This window comes from Shinella sp. Sh6, assembly GCF_055392685.1.
This window is the reverse complement of the sequence record NZ_AP044006.1, coordinates 607,512-624,634: the sequence shown is the minus strand read 5'-3', so window position 1 is coordinate 624,634 and position 17,123 is coordinate 607,512. Positions and strand designations below refer to the sequence as shown.

Annotated in this window: 14 protein-coding genes; 10 read left to right on the top strand and 4 right to left on the bottom strand. The window is 60.5% G+C overall.

What is annotated here, in order from left to right:
* Positions 1-29 precede the first annotated feature (29 nt).
* From ACZ5TO_RS21480 to ACZ5TO_RS21465, 4 genes are all read left to right on the top strand, one after another.
* Positions 30-1,808 (top strand): type I secretion system permease/ATPase, encoded by a 1,779-nt coding sequence (locus ACZ5TO_RS21480; RefSeq protein ID WP_464800618.1) that lies wholly within the window; start codon positions 30-32, stop codon positions 1,806-1,808.
* Positions 1,805-3,706 (top strand): calcium-binding protein, encoded by a 1,902-nt coding sequence (locus tag ACZ5TO_RS21475; protein ID WP_464800617.1) that lies wholly within the window; start codon positions 1,805-1,807, stop codon positions 3,704-3,706. The genes ACZ5TO_RS21480 and ACZ5TO_RS21475 overlap by 4 nt, the downstream gene beginning before the upstream one ends.
* Positions 3,707-3,718: 12 nt before the next feature.
* Positions 3,719-5,017, top strand: a complete 1,299-nt coding sequence (locus ACZ5TO_RS21470) for an HlyD family type I secretion periplasmic adaptor subunit (RefSeq protein ID WP_464800616.1) — start codon at positions 3,719-3,721, stop codon at positions 5,015-5,017.
* A gap of 88 nt (positions 5,018-5,105) precedes the next feature.
* Positions 5,106-6,542, top strand: coding sequence for a sensor histidine kinase (locus ACZ5TO_RS21465; protein WP_184140537.1), 1,437 nt, complete (start codon positions 5,106-5,108; stop codon positions 6,540-6,542).
* Positions 6,543-6,558: 16 nt separating this feature from the next.
* Here ACZ5TO_RS21465 and ACZ5TO_RS21460 read toward each other — a convergent pair whose 3' ends face one another.
* Positions 6,559-7,245, bottom strand: a complete 687-nt coding sequence (locus ACZ5TO_RS21460) for a response regulator (protein ID WP_184140535.1) — start codon at positions 7,243-7,245, stop codon at positions 6,559-6,561.
* Positions 7,246-8,027: 782 nt separating this feature from the next.
* Here ACZ5TO_RS21460 and ACZ5TO_RS21455 point away from each other — a divergent pair.
* Positions 8,028-8,306 (top strand): HU family DNA-binding protein, encoded by a 279-nt coding sequence (locus ACZ5TO_RS21455; RefSeq protein WP_464800615.1) that lies wholly within the window; start codon positions 8,028-8,030, stop codon positions 8,304-8,306.
* 453 nt (positions 8,307-8,759) lie between these two features.
* Here ACZ5TO_RS21455 and ACZ5TO_RS21450 read toward each other — a convergent pair whose 3' ends face one another.
* Both ACZ5TO_RS21450 and ACZ5TO_RS21445 read right to left on the bottom strand, forming a co-directional pair.
* Positions 8,760-10,175 carry a hypothetical protein gene (locus ACZ5TO_RS21450; RefSeq protein ID WP_464800614.1) on the bottom strand — a complete coding sequence of 472 codons (1,416 nt, stop codon included), beginning with the start codon at positions 10,173-10,175 and terminating at the stop codon, positions 8,760-8,762.
* Position 10,176: 1 nt separating this feature from the next.
* Complete coding sequence (locus ACZ5TO_RS21445; protein ID WP_464800613.1) at positions 10,177-11,247, bottom strand: class I SAM-dependent methyltransferase; 1,071 nt, start codon at positions 11,245-11,247, stop codon at positions 10,177-10,179.
* A gap of 278 nt (positions 11,248-11,525) precedes the next feature.
* Between ACZ5TO_RS21445 and ACZ5TO_RS21440 the strand changes: the two genes are divergently transcribed.
* Entirely contained in the window at positions 11,526-12,719 is a 1,194-nt protein-coding gene (locus ACZ5TO_RS21440) for an MFS transporter (RefSeq protein ID WP_464800612.1), read from the top strand.
* Positions 12,720-13,661: 942 nt separating this feature from the next.
* Entirely contained in the window at positions 13,662-14,729 is a 1,068-nt protein-coding gene (locus tag ACZ5TO_RS21435; protein WP_464801009.1) for an alcohol dehydrogenase family protein, read from the top strand.
* A gap of 414 nt (positions 14,730-15,143) precedes the next feature.
* Here ACZ5TO_RS21435 and ACZ5TO_RS21430 read toward each other — a convergent pair whose 3' ends face one another.
* The gene (locus tag ACZ5TO_RS21430; RefSeq protein WP_464800611.1) at positions 15,144-15,500 is read right to left on the bottom strand and encodes a transcriptional regulator; all 357 of its coding nucleotides are present in this window, start codon (positions 15,498-15,500) and stop codon (positions 15,144-15,146) included.
* Positions 15,501-15,594: 94 nt separating this feature from the next.
* Here ACZ5TO_RS21430 and ACZ5TO_RS21425 point away from each other — a divergent pair, with 94 nt between their 5' ends.
* The 3 genes from ACZ5TO_RS21425 to ACZ5TO_RS21415 are packed head-to-tail and all read left to right on the top strand — an operon-like array spanning position 15,595 to position 17,119.
* Positions 15,595-16,134 carry a hypothetical protein gene (locus tag ACZ5TO_RS21425; protein ID WP_464800610.1) on the top strand — a complete coding sequence of 180 codons (540 nt, stop codon included), beginning with the start codon at positions 15,595-15,597 and terminating at the stop codon, positions 16,132-16,134.
* A gap of 2 nt (positions 16,135-16,136) precedes the next feature.
* On the top strand, positions 16,137-16,823 hold the full coding sequence (locus tag ACZ5TO_RS21420) for a lysozyme family protein (protein WP_464800609.1): 687 nt from the start codon (positions 16,137-16,139) through the stop codon (positions 16,821-16,823).
* Entirely contained in the window at positions 16,820-17,119 is a 300-nt protein-coding gene (locus ACZ5TO_RS21415) for a TrbC/VirB2 family protein (RefSeq protein ID WP_464800608.1), read from the top strand. Before ACZ5TO_RS21420 ends, ACZ5TO_RS21415 begins: the two co-directional genes overlap by 4 nt.
* Positions 17,120-17,123 lie beyond the last annotated feature (4 nt).

Here is a 17,123-nt window from a genome sequence, read left to right as displayed (position 1 = left end):
AGCGAAATCCAGTTCAGCGGGTGACAGTCATGCGTTCCAAAGAGCCGATGTCCGCAGCCAGGCGGAAGAATGCGGAGAAACTGACCGGCGGCTTCCGCGCCGTCGGCCTCTTCCTCTTCGTCATGTCCGGCATCATCAACATCCTGGCGCTGACGGGCGCCTTCTACATGCTGCAAATCTACGACCGCGCACTGACGAGCGCGAGCATCCCGACGCTGCTCGCCATCTCGATCCTGGCGGTCGGCCTCTATTTCTTCCAGGGCCTCTTCGATATCCTGCGTGCACAGATCCTCGTGCGGATCGGTGCGCGCCTCGACCGGAAGATCGCGCCGCTGGCCCACCGTGTCGCTGTCGACATGCCGCGCTTCGGCTTCTCGACGGCGGAATCGCTCGAGCGCGGGCGCGACGTCGATACGGTTCGCAGCTTTCTCGGCAGCCAGGGGCCGATCGCCCTGTTCGACCTGCCGTGGATGCCGCTCTTCCTCGCGTTCGTCTACATCCTCCACCCGCTTCTCGGGGCGCTCGCCCTCGGTGGGGCGGTCGTGCTGACGCTCCTGACCATCGCCACGGAACTGATGACGCGGCGGCTGGCGGGCGCCACCCATACGGCCGTGGTGACCCGCAACGCGATTGCCGATTCCAATGCCCGCAACGCCGATATCCTGAAGGCGATGGGCTTTGCCCGCCGGGCCGTCGAACGGTTCGACCGCGCCAATGAGGACCACCTTCATCTCCAGACGCGCGCCAACGACATCACCGGCACGTTCGGCGCCATTTCGCGCGTCGTGCGGATGATCCTGCAATCGGCGGTGCTGGGGCTGGGCGCATACCTGACCATCCAGGGTCAGCTTTCCGCCGGCGCCATCATCGCCGCCTCCGTCGCCTCGGCACGGGCGCTGGCGCCGATCGATCTTGCCATCGGCAACTGGAAGAGCGTCGTTGCGGCGAGGGCGGCCTTCCAGCGGCTGCGCGAAACGGTGGTCGCCCTGCAGTCCGCGTCCGAACCGATGGACCTGCCGGCACCGGAACGCTCGCTGAAAGTCGAAGGCCTCACCGTCGCCGCACCGGGGTCGGGCCGGGTGCTGCTGAGCGACGTCAGCTTCGATCTCAGGGCCGGCCAGGCCCTCGGCGTCATCGGCTCCAGCGGCGGCGGCAAGACCACCCTCGCACGCGCACTGACCGGGATATGGCCGACACTGCGCGGCAGCGTGCGGCTGGACGATGCCGAGCTGACACAATGGGAAGACGCCCGGCTCGGCTCCTATATCGGCTATCTGCCGCAGGAGGTCTCGCTGCTCGACGCCACCATCGAGGAGAACATAGCCCGTCTCGACGAGGCCGCGGAGGCGCGGGCCATCGTCAAGGCGGCCGCAGCAGCGGGCGTCCATCCCATGATCGTGCGCCTGCCCGATGGCTATAAGACGGAACTGGGGCCGCTCGGGGTGTCGCTTTCCGGCGGCCAGCGCCAGCGCATCGGCCTTGCCCGCGCGCTTTACGGCGATCCCTTCCTCGTCGTGCTCGACGAGCCGAACTCCAACCTCGACAGCGAGGGCGAGGCGGCTCTCACCGCGGCCATCGAGGCCGTGAAGTGTCGCGGCGGCATCGTCGTCGTCATCGCGCACCGGCCGAGCGCGCTCGCTGCGGTCGACATGGTCGCGGTGGTGCAGAACGGGAAGATGACGGCCTTCGGGCCGAAGGAAGACGTGCTCGGCGCCGTCATCCAGGCAACGCCGCCCGCACCGGCCGCCGCTTCCGCAAGCCACATGAGAATGGAGCGCGCAGGTCTTGCGGCGCGGGTTTTGACATGATCATCGATATCAAGGCAACAAGGCAGGCACCCGCCGAGTCCGATCCTTCCAGGCGCTATGTCCTGAAGGGAGCGGAGCTGAAATCCAGGACGCCCTTTGCGCTGGGCCTGATGCTGGCGGGGCTGGTCCTCTATCTCCGCTCCTTCTTCGAGAGCAGCGCCCGCCCGGCAGAGGAGGGGGAGGAGGATCGGAAGACTGAAAAGGAAGACGAGGGGTCGTCCACGAGCGCGGGCGTCGCGCAGGATCTCGTTCTGCCTGTCGATCACGCGCTTTCGTCCCCGGACGATTATCCGCAGGAACGCGACCTGCCGGCCGACGAGCGCTTCCTGAAGGAACTTGCCCGGCCGGAGAGCCTGCAGGCAGGTATCACCTTCGACATCGACGTCAAGGGATGGGTGGGCGCGAAATCGTTCGGCTTCGGGTCCCTTGCGGCCAACGACAATGCGTTCCTCGGATCGCTCTTCCACGCGCCTGCCACGGGGAGCAATCCCGAAGGCGGAAAGAGCCGCCGGCCCGACATTCCCGGTGCGGGCTCAGCAGGGCCGGACGACGGCGAGACGGAGACCGACGCTCCCGGCGAGGACGGCGAGACGGAGCGGGCCAACCGCGCGCCGCGCGTCACGGGACCCGTCTATCTGCTGGATGTCACGGGCTGCGCCTCGCTGGTCATCGCTCTTTCCGATCTGCTGCGCAACGCCCAGGATCCGGATGGCGACGTGCTCTCCATACGCAACCTGACGATTTCCCACGGCACGCTGGTGCCGGCGAACGGATATTGGCTGTTCCAGGGCGGAGCGAAGCTCGAAGGGCAGGTGACGCTCAGCTATCAGATCACGGACGGCGACTTCTTCGTCGACCAGGTCGCCTATTTCAACGTCCGGCGAAACGTCATCGAGGGATCGGACGGCAATGACATCATCCTCGGCACGGCCTGCGGCGACGATATCGCCGGCGGGGCCGGGGACGACAACATCGACGCGAGAGGCGGCGGCGACGTCGTTGCCGGCGGGAACGGTAACGATCACATCGTGGCGGGAGACGGCGACGACATCGTCTTTGCCGGCAACGGCGATGATATCGTCTTCGGCGGTGCGGGCAACGACACGATTTCCGGCGGCGACGGCGACGACCGGCTTTACGGGGATGCCGGGAACGACGTCCTCTTCGGCGACGCAGGAAACGACATGCTGTTCGGCGGCACCGGCGCCGACATCCTCGACGGGGGTGAAGGGGACGACCGCCTTTATGGCGGCGACGGCGACGATCTTCTGATCGACGGCCCCGGCCGTGACGTCAATTTCGGCGGTGACGGCGACGACCGGGTCGTGGCCGCACCCGACGGGGACGACGACATCCATGACGGCGGCGACGGCCGCGATACGATAGACTATTCCCGCACCGCCTCTGGCGTGACCATCGACCTTGACGAAGGCCGCGCATCCGGTGTCGAAATCGGAAGCGACACGCTCTCTTCCTTCGAGGCCGCCATTGGCGGAAGCGGAAACGATTACATCACCGCGAGCACGCGGCACGCGACCGTCCTGACGGGCGGCGCGGGCGACGACGTCTTCCGGTTCCTGCCTCCGGCCCTGCCGGCGGAAGGTGCCGGGCCTCCTGTTGCGGCAAATCACATCATCCTCGATTTCGCCGTCGGCGACCGGATCCACATGTCGAAATATGACATTTTCGAACGGGTCCTCGACAGGCACGAAGACCAGTTCGAGGCGATCTACGGCGACGACTTGGAAGAGGACGACATTGCCATCCGCTACCGCCACGACCGGGTCGACGAACTGAGCCGGACGGTCATCGAGGCGGATTTCAACCGGGACGGCATCTGGGAAACGACCGTGACGATCGACGGGGCTCGCATGCTCGTCGTCATCGAGCAGGTTTGACGGGAGGCTTCAATGAGCAAGGAAAACAGCAATCCCTTTCGCATCGGTCCGCGGGTATTTGCCGGCACGACGCTCGGTTTCCTCCTGGTTGCCGGTGCGGGCGGCTGGGCGGCGACGATGCAATTGTCCGGTGCGGTCATCGCGCAAGGGCAGATCGCGGTGGACCAGCAGATAAAGGCCGTCCAGCATCGCGACGGCGGCATCGTCAGCGAGATCGCGGTGCGCGAGGGCGATCAGGTGAAGGAGGGGCAGGTTCTGCTTCGCCTCGACGACGCCCAGACGCGGGCCGAACTGTCCATCGTCAAGGCGCAGTTGCTTGAGCTCAGCGTCCGCAGGGCCCGCCTTCTGGCAGAGCGCGATCTGCTGGCGCATATCGAGTTTCCCGGCGATCTCGACATTCGCCACGCGGAAACGCGCCTGCTCGTTACCGGCGAGCAGCGGCTGTTCGAGGGCAACCGCCTGAACCGGGAAAGCCGCAAGCAGCAGCTCGAACTCGGCACGGTGCAGGTCGGAAAGGAGATCGTCGGGCTGGAGGCCCAGCGAAGCTCCAAGGCCGACGAGATCGCCCTGGTGGAAGAGCAGCGGGCCAAACTCGAAAAGCTCACCCGTCAGCAACTGATCGAGCGCGCGCCGCTCTACGCGGCGAACCGGGATTTCGCAAGGCTCCAGGGAGAACAAGGGGAGATCGATGCCGCCATTGCCCGCGCGCGCAGCAAGGTGAACGAGATCCGCCTGCAGATCATCGCCATCGATGAGACGGCGCGCACGGAGGCACAGCGCGAACTGACGGCGGTGGAGACCAAGGTGTCCGAGCTTCAGGATAGGCAGATGGCGATATCCGACCGCCTGTCGCGCACCGAGATACGCGCACCGCTCGCCGGCACGGTCAACGAGCTCAACATCCACACGATCGGCGGTGTCATCACCCCGGCCGAAGTGCTGGTAACCATCGTTCCGGCGAATGCGCGGCTGAAGGTCGAGGTCATGCTGCAGCCGGCGGCCATCGACCAGGTCGAGCCCGGCAGCGCCGCGCGCCTGCGCCTTACGGCGCTGAACCAGCGGACGACGCCGGAGCTTTCCGGCCTGGTGTCCCATGTCTCGCCCGCCACCACACGCGATACGGCCAGCGGCCAGCTCTTCTACAAGGGAGATGTCGAGATCGGCGAAGGGGAACTGGCCAAGATCGGCAAGAGCCGGCTCATTCCGGGCATGCCGGTGGAGGTTTACGTCACGACCAGCGAACGGACCGCGCTTTCCTACCTCGTAAAGCCGATCGTCGACCAGTTCAGCAAGGCGTTCCGCGAGCGCTGACCTCTTCAGTCCCCGGTGGCAAGGCTATTGGCGCCTGCCGCTTTGCGTGTATCCTGCCAAGGGGGAAATGGAACGGGTGCCGTCTGTCATGGAGGAGCACGAAAGGGAGAAGGGCTGGCTTTCGGGCCTGAACCTGTCGAGCCAGTTCCTGGCGGCGGCGGCAGTGGTGCTGTGCCTCTCGATGGCGGTGCTCGGAACTTGGATCAACCGGCAGATCACACGAAGCGTCCTTGCGGTCTCCGGTTCCGCCGGGGCCGCCTTTCTCGAGGCCTTCGTCGAGCCGCTGGTCCAGGATATCGGTCCGGACGGCCGATTGCCGGCAGAAAGCCAGAAGGCACTTGATGCGCTGCTCTTCGACGACCAGCCGATCCGCAGGAGCATCATCTCCGTCAAGATCTGGAGAGTCGATGGCACGGTGATCTACGTCAACGAGCCGAAGGACCTGATCGGCCGGAAATTCGTCTCGGCGGATGTCGCCAGGGCCGCAGGCGGTGAGGTCATCGCCGAGTTCGACGACATGACGAGCGGGGAAAGCGCCCATGAACAGAAGCTTGGCCTCTCCACGATCGAAGTCTATGCGCCCTTGCACCGCAATACGACAGGGGAGGTGATCGCCGTCGGCGAGATCTACGAGAATGCAGAGATCCTCGACGCACAGCTCGAACTCGGCGTGATGCGGACCTGGATCGTCGTGTGCTTCACCACCCTGGTCATGCTCACGGTGCTTTACCTGATCGTTCGCCGGGGGAGCCGGCTGATATCGCGGCAGCGGGCCGAATTGCAGGCGCGTTTTCGGGATTCGCAGCAGTTGGCGGCGACGAACGAGGAGCTTCGCCTGAAGGCCGAGCGCGCCAGGCTGGACGCCAATGCCGCCAATGAAGAACTGATCGGGCGAATAGGCCTCGATCTTCACGACGGCCCGATACAGATCCTGAGCCTGTTGATGCTAAGGCTTGGCAGGCTCCGGAGCGGCGGACCGACGAAGGAAACGGCCGCCCATACCGCGGCAATCGAGGAGCTGACGGCGGGCGTCATCCATGAATTGCGTGTTCTTTCGGCGGGTCTGGTCTTGCCGGAGATCGGCGATCTCGGGGTCAGGGAGGCCATCAGGCTCGCCGCCGAGCGCCATGAAAACCTGACCGGCACCCGGGTCGACGTCGAATTCGGCGATCTGCCGAAGCATGTCACCGGCGCCCTGAAGATCTGCATCTATCGCATCGTCCAGGAATCGCTGAACAACGCATTCAAGCATGCCGGCGGCGCCGGGCAGCGCGTCCACGCCGAACTGAGGGGCGCCAATATCGGATTGCGGATAGCCGATAGCGGCGGCCTCGCAGCGGAGCACAGGTCCCCTGCCGGCGATGGGTCCAGGCTTGGCCTGCGTGGCATCCAAAGCCGCGTCGAAACCTTCGGCGGCACTATCGTCATTCGATCGGAGGCGGGCGGAACGGTGGTCGACGTCGAATTGCCCATCAGCAAGCTTGCGCAGATCGAGGCCGGCCTCAAGCCCGTGCCCGCGCCTTGAACGCGGTGGAAACCCTTCAATTGAGAAGGCCGCTGCCCTTCCGGCCGCTCGCCTTCTCGGCGGTGAAACCGCCAAGCTCCTGCGCGGCCAGCACGACCTCGACCCGGTTGCGGGCATGCAGCTTCTGCATCAGCAGGGTCATATAGTGCTTGACCGTTTTCTCGCTGATCTGGAGACGGTGGGCAATCTCCTTGTTCGTCCTGCCGAGCAGGAGAAGCCGGACGATCTGGTCCTCGCGAACGCTCAACCTGACCGCCTGCGACGCGGACCGGGGCATTGCCGACGTGCGAAGCGCCGAAATCACCTTTCCGGCAAAGCTCGGCGTGATGAACGTCTCGCCGGAAAGCACCGTTTCGATCGCCTGCATCAGTTCTTCGTCCGTGCTGCCCTTCAGCACATAGCCGATGGCCCCCGCCTCGAAGGCCCTCACCGCATGGTCGATCCCGGCGGAGGCGGTGAAGACGATGACCTTGGTCCGGGGCGCGACTTCACGGCTGCGATGGATCGCCGCAAAGACATCCCCCGGCATGTTCAGGTCGAGCAACAATATATCGGGATGCATCGTCGTCGAGACCTCGACGACATCGGAAGCGCAACGCCCCGTGCCGAGTACCTTGAACCCCGGCATCTCGGAAAAGATATGCGCCAGCCCGCCCAGCAGCACCGGGTGATCATCGACAAACGCTATGGAGACGACTGCCATACACGAAGCTCCCTCTTGCAGGTATAGATTGTAGGCCCAGTGCAGAACGGCGTAAATCGATAAGTTAACACATGGTAAATTAAAGTCACAGCATCTGAATGGCGCCTGCCGATGCCCGACATTCTCGGCCCGGGAAACGCAGGCATTCCAATCAGCAAGAAACTCCGCCTGGAGCTACCGATCACAGTGACCCACCGCTACCATCAATCAGCAGTGTGTTTGGGCGGAATACGAGAAACTGTTGTGTAGACGCCGGCGCGCACCACGCGGGAACGCAACGATGCAAGCAGGGCGTCTCTCATCCGGCTGAATTCAGCCGGTTGCATATCGCCACCGCCCCCAGACAAGCCTTCTGACTTATAGCCAAGATTAAATGTGTACCGTTCCGGAGCGGATCGTTCATCCACCGCAAAACACACCCGCCGAACCCGCGATAGTCTTCTTACTCGTTGCTACGCGCTATGCGTCCTCTCTTCCGCGACGCCCTTTCTCGTTGCCAAAACCGGTGGCCTGCCGCGGCGCTGCTTCCCCCATTCACGCACTGTAGCCGTTTGGCCTGCAGACGAATTGCCTCAAGCGAAACGTTGTCTTTGGAGTATGAGCGAGGACACATGCGAACCGTCGGGTGTGGGATCGACCAAGAAACGGCTCGGCGCTGAGACAGCCTTTCCTTCGATTTATCCTGTGGAGAAGCGCAAGTCCCGCATGGTCCGCGGCTGATAGATAGATGACAGCGCTCAGAAACGGGGATCAGTATCCCACGTGCAAGCAGGAGAGGGACAATGACAACCACAAATGAAATTGCAGACAAGATCGCCGGCGATCATGGGCTAACCAAGGTGCAAGGCAAAGCCATCGTGGAGGCGGTGCTCGCGCAGATCACTGCAGCGGCCGTCGCTGGCGCGGAAACTTCGCTTCCGGGGTTCGGTAAGTTCAAGGTAAAAGATACGCCCGCGCGTGAAGCGAGAAACCCGGCAACCGGCGCTACGATCAAGGTGGCCGCGGCGAAGAAGCTGACGTTCTCGCCGGCAAAGTCCCTTAAGGACGCGCTCAACAAATAGCAGGCATCGACGGCGACGCACGCTGGGGCATTCTTGCCTCTATCTATCATCTCCCGATGAACGGTAGGTTGCGTGTGCGGTATTGCCGATGCCTGACTTGTGGAAGGCCAGCCCGGTTGCCACTATCAAGGCCCCCGGGAGCCAAGAGTCGGTCACGAGGTCACGATCTGCTTGCCATGTATCTCATGCTTGCCTGATCGAGCCGAGACGCAAGGCAGCAGTTTATACCGAGCATCGCTCGCCTTGATGTATCTGCACAGATCGATGAGCGTTTGAAACGCACCAGCCTACCAAAGCGCCGCGGGAGAAGGCGTGACCATAATTGCGCCTTCTCCTTTGGCTGTTCATGAGTAGGCCGGGTTCAATTCCGGCGTTTTTGAGCTGGATAATTGGCTTCGTCGAAGAGCCATCCGTGGGGAATGATCCTCAAGCAATCTGCGGGAAAGGGCCGGATTAGCAGCGGAACCATTTCCATTCGTTGGATGCACGATCCAGGGTACCGTTGGCTATAGCCGACGCAAGCCGAGACCACATGCGGTCGCGCCTAAATCTCACAAGATCACCACTCGATTCCGAAAGCGCTAGATCCGCATATTTCGACAACAGCGGTGGAATTCCACCGGCAGCTTCCATCTCATGAAGCGGATCAGGTTCGGCGCGCAGCAGAACGCGGTGCCCCCATACACTGGACCGCTCGTCTGCCAACATGGCCGCGAGCAAATCGACGTCATCAGACTGCTGGATGCCGATCGATGTCAGATACCGCATCAGGGGATAGTAGACGACTTGCCTACACCCACCCAGAACCCTGGTGCCGGGCAAGATGGAAATCACAAGAAACGCCGTGAAAAGACTGGGGAGGATCGCACGCGCGCGGAGCGCGGCCGCCAAGCGAGATGGGCTGAACTCGACTTCGAAATGCGACGCCTTGTCTGCCCTGAGGCGACCCGCAACAAGGCGCAACGGAACCACGCGGTGCTTTTCCAGTCGCCAGAAGAAATCCGTCGTTCGCCGCACCCATCCGGCCCATGATCCGGCATTCAATTGGTCGATCACAGTCAGTATCGACTTCGCAACAGTCCCGTCGCCAGCGAACTGGGTTGCCATCCAGGAACCGGAGTCTTCGAGATGATCGGCGATCAGATCGGCCACATCGAAATCATCCAGTTGAAGCAACTTGACCGAAGGGGGAAACACCCGGCCCCAGAGCGTATGGTTACCCGCCTTGATCGCCTCGGCTGCCGACCGGAATTCGGCGTCGGGGAGTTCGGCGAGGAGGCGGATCGCGGACGGATTGGGCGCTGTCTGACGCTTGGCGTTCGTCAGCGCGTACCGATAGGGTCCATTCAGGCAGCCGATGCTGCCACCATCCATTCGGCTGCGTGGAAGGCCGAACAAATTGAGTGTCTCGCCGCCGATTCGAAGCCAACCCGGTCCCTTTTTCGCGCGTTCGTTGAAGCTCGAGGTCGAGACAGAGTAGGTGATATGCCAGTTCCGACTGTGAGCCATCAGGCCCATTAAACTGAACAGATGCGTGTAGAAGGCGTCGGGCTCGAGCAGGAGCAGGCAATGCGGGCCGGTCTGCAATACCGGAGATGCAAGGAGTTCGCGTCCTGCTGCCCGAGCTTGTTCGTCCGCATAACCCGATCTGCGGGCTGCGCGCTCGAAGCAGATGTGAAGCAGGCTCCTTGCATGCACGCGCGTGGCGCTTTCCGTGTGAAAACGCTCGATCCTATAGACCTCCGATGCATATGCGCCGAGCGGCCTGTCCCAACAAGGGCCTAGATACGGCATGAGATAGGAAAGGGAGCGCCGCACATCGGCAGGACTACAGAACGCCTCTGAACTTCCCGATGCCGATCCGGGCATCTCACGATGCCTTGGTGTGCTTCGGAGCCAGTGCCGCCATGCTGTTGGCGCACCGCCACGAAAGAGCAGGGCCGAGTGGCTCAGAGGGCGTGTCGATGATCACCGCCGGCAGTGTCTCGTAGCAGAAAGCGGGCGGAATGGCAGGCTTGACCATCAGTGATACGAACTCCGAGATTGAGGCTCGCGAATTTGAGGAAACGATGGTGTAGAAGTTGCCGCTGTTCCAGGTCAGCACCGAATAACGGAAAAACAGTTGCAAGGCGGCGGCCGTCGTTTGTAGATCGACCTGACAATCCGACATTGTCTCGAGGATTTCGGACTTCTTTTCTGAAATCTGGCCGGCTGAGAAATATCGACTCTTGAAAAGGTCGTCTTTCTGGCGCTCGCGCTCGGCATAAATGTCGCGATTCTTGTGCGTGAGCTTCTGTACCTGCAAGAGAATGCCCCCATGCCGGATGCGTGGGACGATGAATGCGAGTTGTGCAGCACGATCTCGATCATACATCTGGAAAGTCGTATCTTCGACGAGCACATCGAAGCCGTCCTGGAAGGGCAGAAGGCTGGGATCGGTTGCGTACCGGTCAGCGTTCAGCTCGAAAAACGGGCCTAAGAAGAAATGTGCATGTTCGCTTCCCCGCCTGGCAAAGAATGCATCGCGATTGGCCAGCGTCGGACTGCAGGCGAGTGTCTTGATGCGCCCGTCACCCAGCGCTGCGACAGACCGCGCCATGCAGCCCGTTCCGGTGCCCAGCGTATAGATAGTAGACGCTTGGGCCGACTTCGCCCAAGCACGAAGGCAGAAAGACAGTACCGTTGCCCCGAGACGGCAGGTCTCTTCGAGCCTGTAGGGAATGCTCGCGTGATAATGGCTGTCGAAGTTCCCGAAAAGCCGCACATGCGTGTCGGCGTAGACCGCACAGTCGAGATCGAAGTCATGAAGGCTGATGTCCGGTTCAGGCAAAGCAATGTCTGGAGCTCCGCCTTTCCCGCTCGCCGTGCGTTCGAAGAATGGGGCGAACGACGTCAGTCGGGGCGCGTTGCGCCAACGCTCGATAATCTGCGGATCCACCATGATCGCCTCCTGGTTGGATTACGGCAGTGCAGTTCACGTCGGCCAGCAGCAACAATGTATCTGTGAGCGCCGGCACCTATTGATCTGCTCTTGCCCCGCCAATCGTGTGCGCGATTAAGGCCTCAGCCAATCTATCGAAATCGACAGCTGGACCGATTAAGAGCCGACGAGTTGCATGGAAGCGTACTGTATGAGGAGCAGGATCGCCCCAATCACGCCGAGTCGGGGGAGGGCGCAGGCGTCGCCATCATCAATGCTACACCGATGACGAGGTAGATATGCTGTGCGGAACGAGGACTTCATCTGGCGTCCTGTTTCTGGTCGTGGGAGCGTGCGTGGTAACGATAGCACGTGCGATGACATTGTCGTTCCTGGCGGTAAAACTCGATCAAGACTTTGGGTTGAGCCCCGCAAAAATTGGCTTCCTGCTGGGGGCCGGTTCATTGATCGGAGCTTTCACCGCACCAATTGTGGGTGCGTTATCCGACGATATAGGGCGTAGGGCTATTCTTACTCTCGTTCTCGTGACGTTGGCTATCGGTATGATCGCGCTGGGGCTTGCCGAAACCGTGGTATTCTTCTGCGCCGCCCAGGTTGTCACCGTTGCTGCGATTTCGCTTTATGGGCCGATGTCGCGCGCTATGATGAGCGATATCTGCGCTGAACCTTTCCGTCTCAAATACTTTTCTTGGCGCTATACCGCGTCAAACGTTGGCTGGGCCGTTGGCCCCCTTATCGGGGTGGCGGCGGGTGTCGCGTCGACCGCGCTTTTTCTCGCTGCAGCTGCGGTCTATTTCCTGCTCGCCTTTATTCTTCAGCTGATACATTTTCCGCCGTCAGGTCGGGCAAAGGAGCAGGCTTCCATCGGAGCAGTCACGTTCCTTGGGAATATCCAAACTGCAGTTCGCGACCGCCGCCTACGATGCTTTGTTGGAGGCAATCTTTTTCTGCTCGCAGTTTATGGGCAATGGACCGCAACACTGGCGCCGTACCTCGCAGACACTATCCCCGGGGGGACTGAGATTTTCGCCTATATGGTCTCGATAAATGGCGTCGTTGTTCTCTTTGGAAATCCATTGGCGAGACGGATCGTTGAGCGATTTGGTTCGTTCAAAACTCTCACAACAGGATGCATGCTTTTCTTCGTGAGCCAGGTTGGGTTTATGGTTTCCGGCAGCTTAACAGGGCTTTCTGCATCGATGGTAGTTTTCACGATCGGCGAAATTCTCACCGTGCCGTCAGAATACGCCTTGATCGATGCCGCTTCTAAAGCCCGAAATAGGGGGAGCTACTTCGGCGTTCAATCGTTTTCGATGGTCGGAAGCTTTATTGGCGCGGCCGTCGGAGGAGCGGTGCTCGGTGCTTCCGGCGGAGCCGCGATGTTTAGCATCTTCGCGATGTTTGCAGGAATCGGGCTAACGTTCTTCGCGGTCGGAATACGAACACCACCCCCGAACTCTCGACGGCTCTAATCCCTTCAGCTTCGATCCTGTGGAGATGATCAGCAGATGTTCTAAAAAAGACGGTTACATTCAATGCGCCGGAAAACCTGTCGCCCAAAGGCGTGCTCGGGTCCTTACCTGAAGATCGAATCCTGCAACGTCGATCAATATTGCCGTGCCTGGAACAGGCTCATCGATCTACCTTGGAAGATTATGTCCATCGGACCACGAGCGTGGGCGCACAGGTCATGATCAAAGCACATTCCGATATCCTGAGAGGCGAAGCCAACCCTTTGCCGGCACCAATGCAGCGTACTCGTCAAGTGAACGCGGCCACGCCCTGGATGATCCTGTGAATGCTAGTTTTGCCCTGCGTCACACACGGGAAACTCGGACAGAGAGAGCCAAAATAATCTGGCCTCCGACAGTGGGCGGGCGTGGCGCTGCAACGATCCTGCAACGATCCGCGATGGCGAGTGGCACCTTTGTCTCGAGCACAGCGGGTGTGAAATGCATCATGGTTGCCGCGGCCGATGGTGATTAACGGTTCGTCAGATGGAAGGACGCCGCTGCATCTCCGCACCGACGTGATGAGTGCGGGAGGGGCGTCCTACCTAGCCGCTGTTGACGATTGGTGAGCTTTGACACGCCACGCTGATGGCGTGCTTGCAGGACGTATAGCTACGTTAGCGCTCAGCACCACCTGGCCTTCGCCGGGTAGAAAGATTGTCTATGCTGGCCCGCACCTCAAGCCAAAGTCTTTACGGCTGGCCTCGTTAATAGACAATTTCACGCCTACCGTGTGGCAGTCTCTTCCGACAGCCAAAATGAGGCCACTATGTCCGCGAACTTTTCCACATCCCCTTCGGTCTTGTCCCACCGCTATCCCTCACCAAAGTGAAGACGGGATATCGTGATGAAAGCAAGGGCCGCGTCTTGACGCTAGTTCTCAGAAATTAGGAGAAAACCTTGATGAATGCTACTCCAAAGACCATGGCTGCGGTCCAACTGGTGGGGCACGGCGGGCTCGACAAACTGGTTTATCGTCGTGATGTGCTGGTTCCTACGGTCCTGCCCGGCGAGGTTCTGATCAAGGTCAGCGCCTGCGGCATGAACAACACTGACGTCTGGGTGCGTGAGGGTGCGTATGGAAAGGAAGATGATCCGGGGGCGGTGTCTACGTGGCGGAGGCACAGCAACACACTGACCTTCCCGCGGATCCAAGGTACGGACGCAGTCGGTCATGTCGTCGCGGTCGGCGCCGGCATCGATGAAGGTCGGATCGGGGAGCGCGTGATGATTGATTTCTCGATCTACAACCGCGACGACGACAGTCTTGCAGACATTGACTACATCGGCCATGGGCGTGACGGCGGCTATGCGGAGTACATGACCGTACCTGCCGAAAACGCGCATGTCGTTTTAACGAACATGAGCGATATCGAGCTTGCAACCTTTTGCTGCGCCTATCTTACCGGCGAGCGAATGCTCGAGCGCGCGCGACTGGCTTCTGGCGAATTGGTGCTGGTCACTGGCGCTTCAGGCGGCGTCGGCTCCGGGATTATTCAACTTGCCCGCGCCCGTGGCGCAATTCCAATCGCTGTAACCGCGCCTGGCAAGGAGCAGGCGATGTACGATATTGGTGCTGAGGCGGTCGTGACGCGTGGTAGAGGCGACTTGGTGGAGGCGGTCCACAGCGCCACGAAGGGGCGGGCGATCGACGTGGTCGCTGATCTTGTTGGTGGCGTAATGTTCAATGACCTGTTGAGAATCCTTCGCCCGGAAGGCCGCTACACAACAGCGGGCGCAATTGCCGGTCCCGTCGTCCAACTCGACCTCAGAACCATGTATCTCAAGCAGCTTGAGTTGCATGGATCAAGCCAGGGCAGCCGCCATGATTTCCGGCGATTGATCAAATACATCGAACAAAACAAAATTCGCCCGCTTGTTGGCGGGATCTATCCCTTGTCCGAGTTTCACAGGGCCCAAACCGATTTCATGAGCAAGAATTTCGTTGGAAAACTGGTCGTGGTGCCATAATGGCATCAAAGGATGGCAAATCTGCACTGCTCGCGGGTACTGTCCGCGGCCGTCCACCGTCTGACCAATTCCACCATCTCCTATCGTCCCGATAGAGCTCCAGAAGACTACGGTGGAGAATACGCGTTGTTGTCGATCCAGCGTCTAACTGCGGGCATGCAGGTATAAGGCTCCGCGCACCGCCGTCCAAATGACATTCCTGTCAGATCGAACGCAAAAAGCTAAGACCGTCACGAAGACGGCACAAACGGATCAGGGTTTTTGGACGAGGACTTCGGTCTGGCCGCATCGGATACAGCATCACACAACGGGGGTTCGATACGCCACGGTCCGAACGACGGAACGCGATTCCGACGGAGCCCTTGCCAATTCCGCGGCGACGTATCGCGGCATACTTTAATCAGTTAAATCCGCCTATCTGGCTCCCGCGACTGTCCGAAGCAACTCAAAAACTGCAGGCGACAGTTCAAACTGCCGAGCTGTTCCGCGACCCATTGAATTCTTTCCAAGCGTTTCAACAAGCACGCCGCGCTCAACGAGCAGGTCCATTGTCTCGACCACGCCATTGCGGGTCATGCCGGTAAATTTAATTATATTTGAAAGAGTTAGCGCTTCGCTGGCCAGGTGCATCATATACAGGATGTTCAGCAGGCCGATCTGCTTGATTCGGGACTGTGCTGTCTCGCCTTCTAGCGGTTTCTCCAAAATCTCGCGTACGGCGAATGCTGACAGCGCCTGATTTTGCCATCGGTCACTCAATTTGCTTGCCATCGATTTAACTATCCATTATTTGAACAGTATGAGCGTTGGACGAGATGATACTCCACTTCCCATCCAACGAAATAGCAATCGGAGGGTAGAGGGCATGAAGAGCCTTTTCTTTCGAACGATCATAGCAACGTTGGGATTGGGTTCACTCTATCCCAATTCCGGGCAAAGTGCGCGTGCTGATGAATGGGGTTGCCAAGTTATTCTGTGCCTATCCAATCCAGGTGGCCCAACACAATATGCCGAATGCCGCCCGCCTATCCAGAAGCTCTGGAGATGGCTCACCAAAGGACGGTCGTTCCCGACCTGCAGCGGCGTTGGATTTCAAAGCTCCCGCCCTCAGTACGAGCCCTATTACTGCCCCGACGGCTACCGCCTATCAGGAGGCTATGGCCCCAGGGGGCGAGACGGCACCTGCGTGTCAACTGTCATGCAGCCGGTGAGCGACAGCGTCTGCCGGCGGGAGCGAGATAACGCCGGCAGAAGCAATGGCTCGGTGATCTCACCGCGCTGGCGGCAATGGGACGGCCGCTACCGGTGCATGGGGTATACCGTGAGCCGGCCGTTGGTCCGTGAGAAGCCACGGTATATTGATTTGACGATAAACGGAGTCGGCAAGCAGAGGGTGTGGTTTTAGGCATGCCCATTGCATTTCTCGACCTTGCGCAAACCTGCGCACCCCTCGTCGCGCCTGAAATTCTGGCTGGAGTGGTTAGCCTCGAAAGCCGGTTCGCCCCCTTCCACATTAGGATCAACAGCGGTCATCCACTCAAAAGACAGCCGTCATCGAAGACCGAAGCAATCGAGGTCGCGACGTCTCTCATTGCCGAACGCCACGGCCTTCAACTCGGTCTCGGCGGGATCGGAGTGGCGGAATTGCAAAAGTTGAAGCTCTCGGTTTCCGACGCCTTCGACCCCTGCGTCAACCTCCAGGCCACGGCCGTGTTGCTGGACGGATACTACCGTCTCGCCATCAAGGCCGGTGCGGATTCAGCCAGGGCCGAGCAGGTGATGCTGCGGTCCTACTATGGCCGCGACGATCCTTCCGTCGGCGCGATGGTCAACTACGACGGCCACGTCCGGCAAGAAACCAAACGGCTCTTGCCGATCATGGCCAAGTTGACGATCGGGGACATGGGGGAGGGAAGGAAGGTCAGCAGTATATACGAATCTTCGGCTGTCGGCGCTGTCGCTGAGATGGTTGCCGGAAACGGTGAACCGGAAACGGCCTCGGCTGCAGCACCGCCGCGATGGGATGTCTTCAAAAGCCGCCGCCGGTCGTCCGCCCTGGTGTTTCAGAACAACCAAATGGAGCAGAGTGAATGAGTATCAGTTCCCGTATCCGCCCCGTTGCCGCACCGTCTACGATGGCAGTCGCCGTCGCTGTAATATTGGTCGAGCCGGCATTCGCGCAGGCTGCCGGTATCGAAACGATCCTGCAGAACGTGGTCGACCTGTTACAAGGCAATATCTTTCGTCTATTTGCCACCATCGCGGTGATCCTGATCGCCCTTGCCTGGATGTTTGGTTACATGGACCTGCGACGCGCAGGTTACTGGATCGTCGGCATCGGCGTGATCGCCGGCTCTTCGGAACTCGTCAGTACGATCATCGGGAGTTGATCGC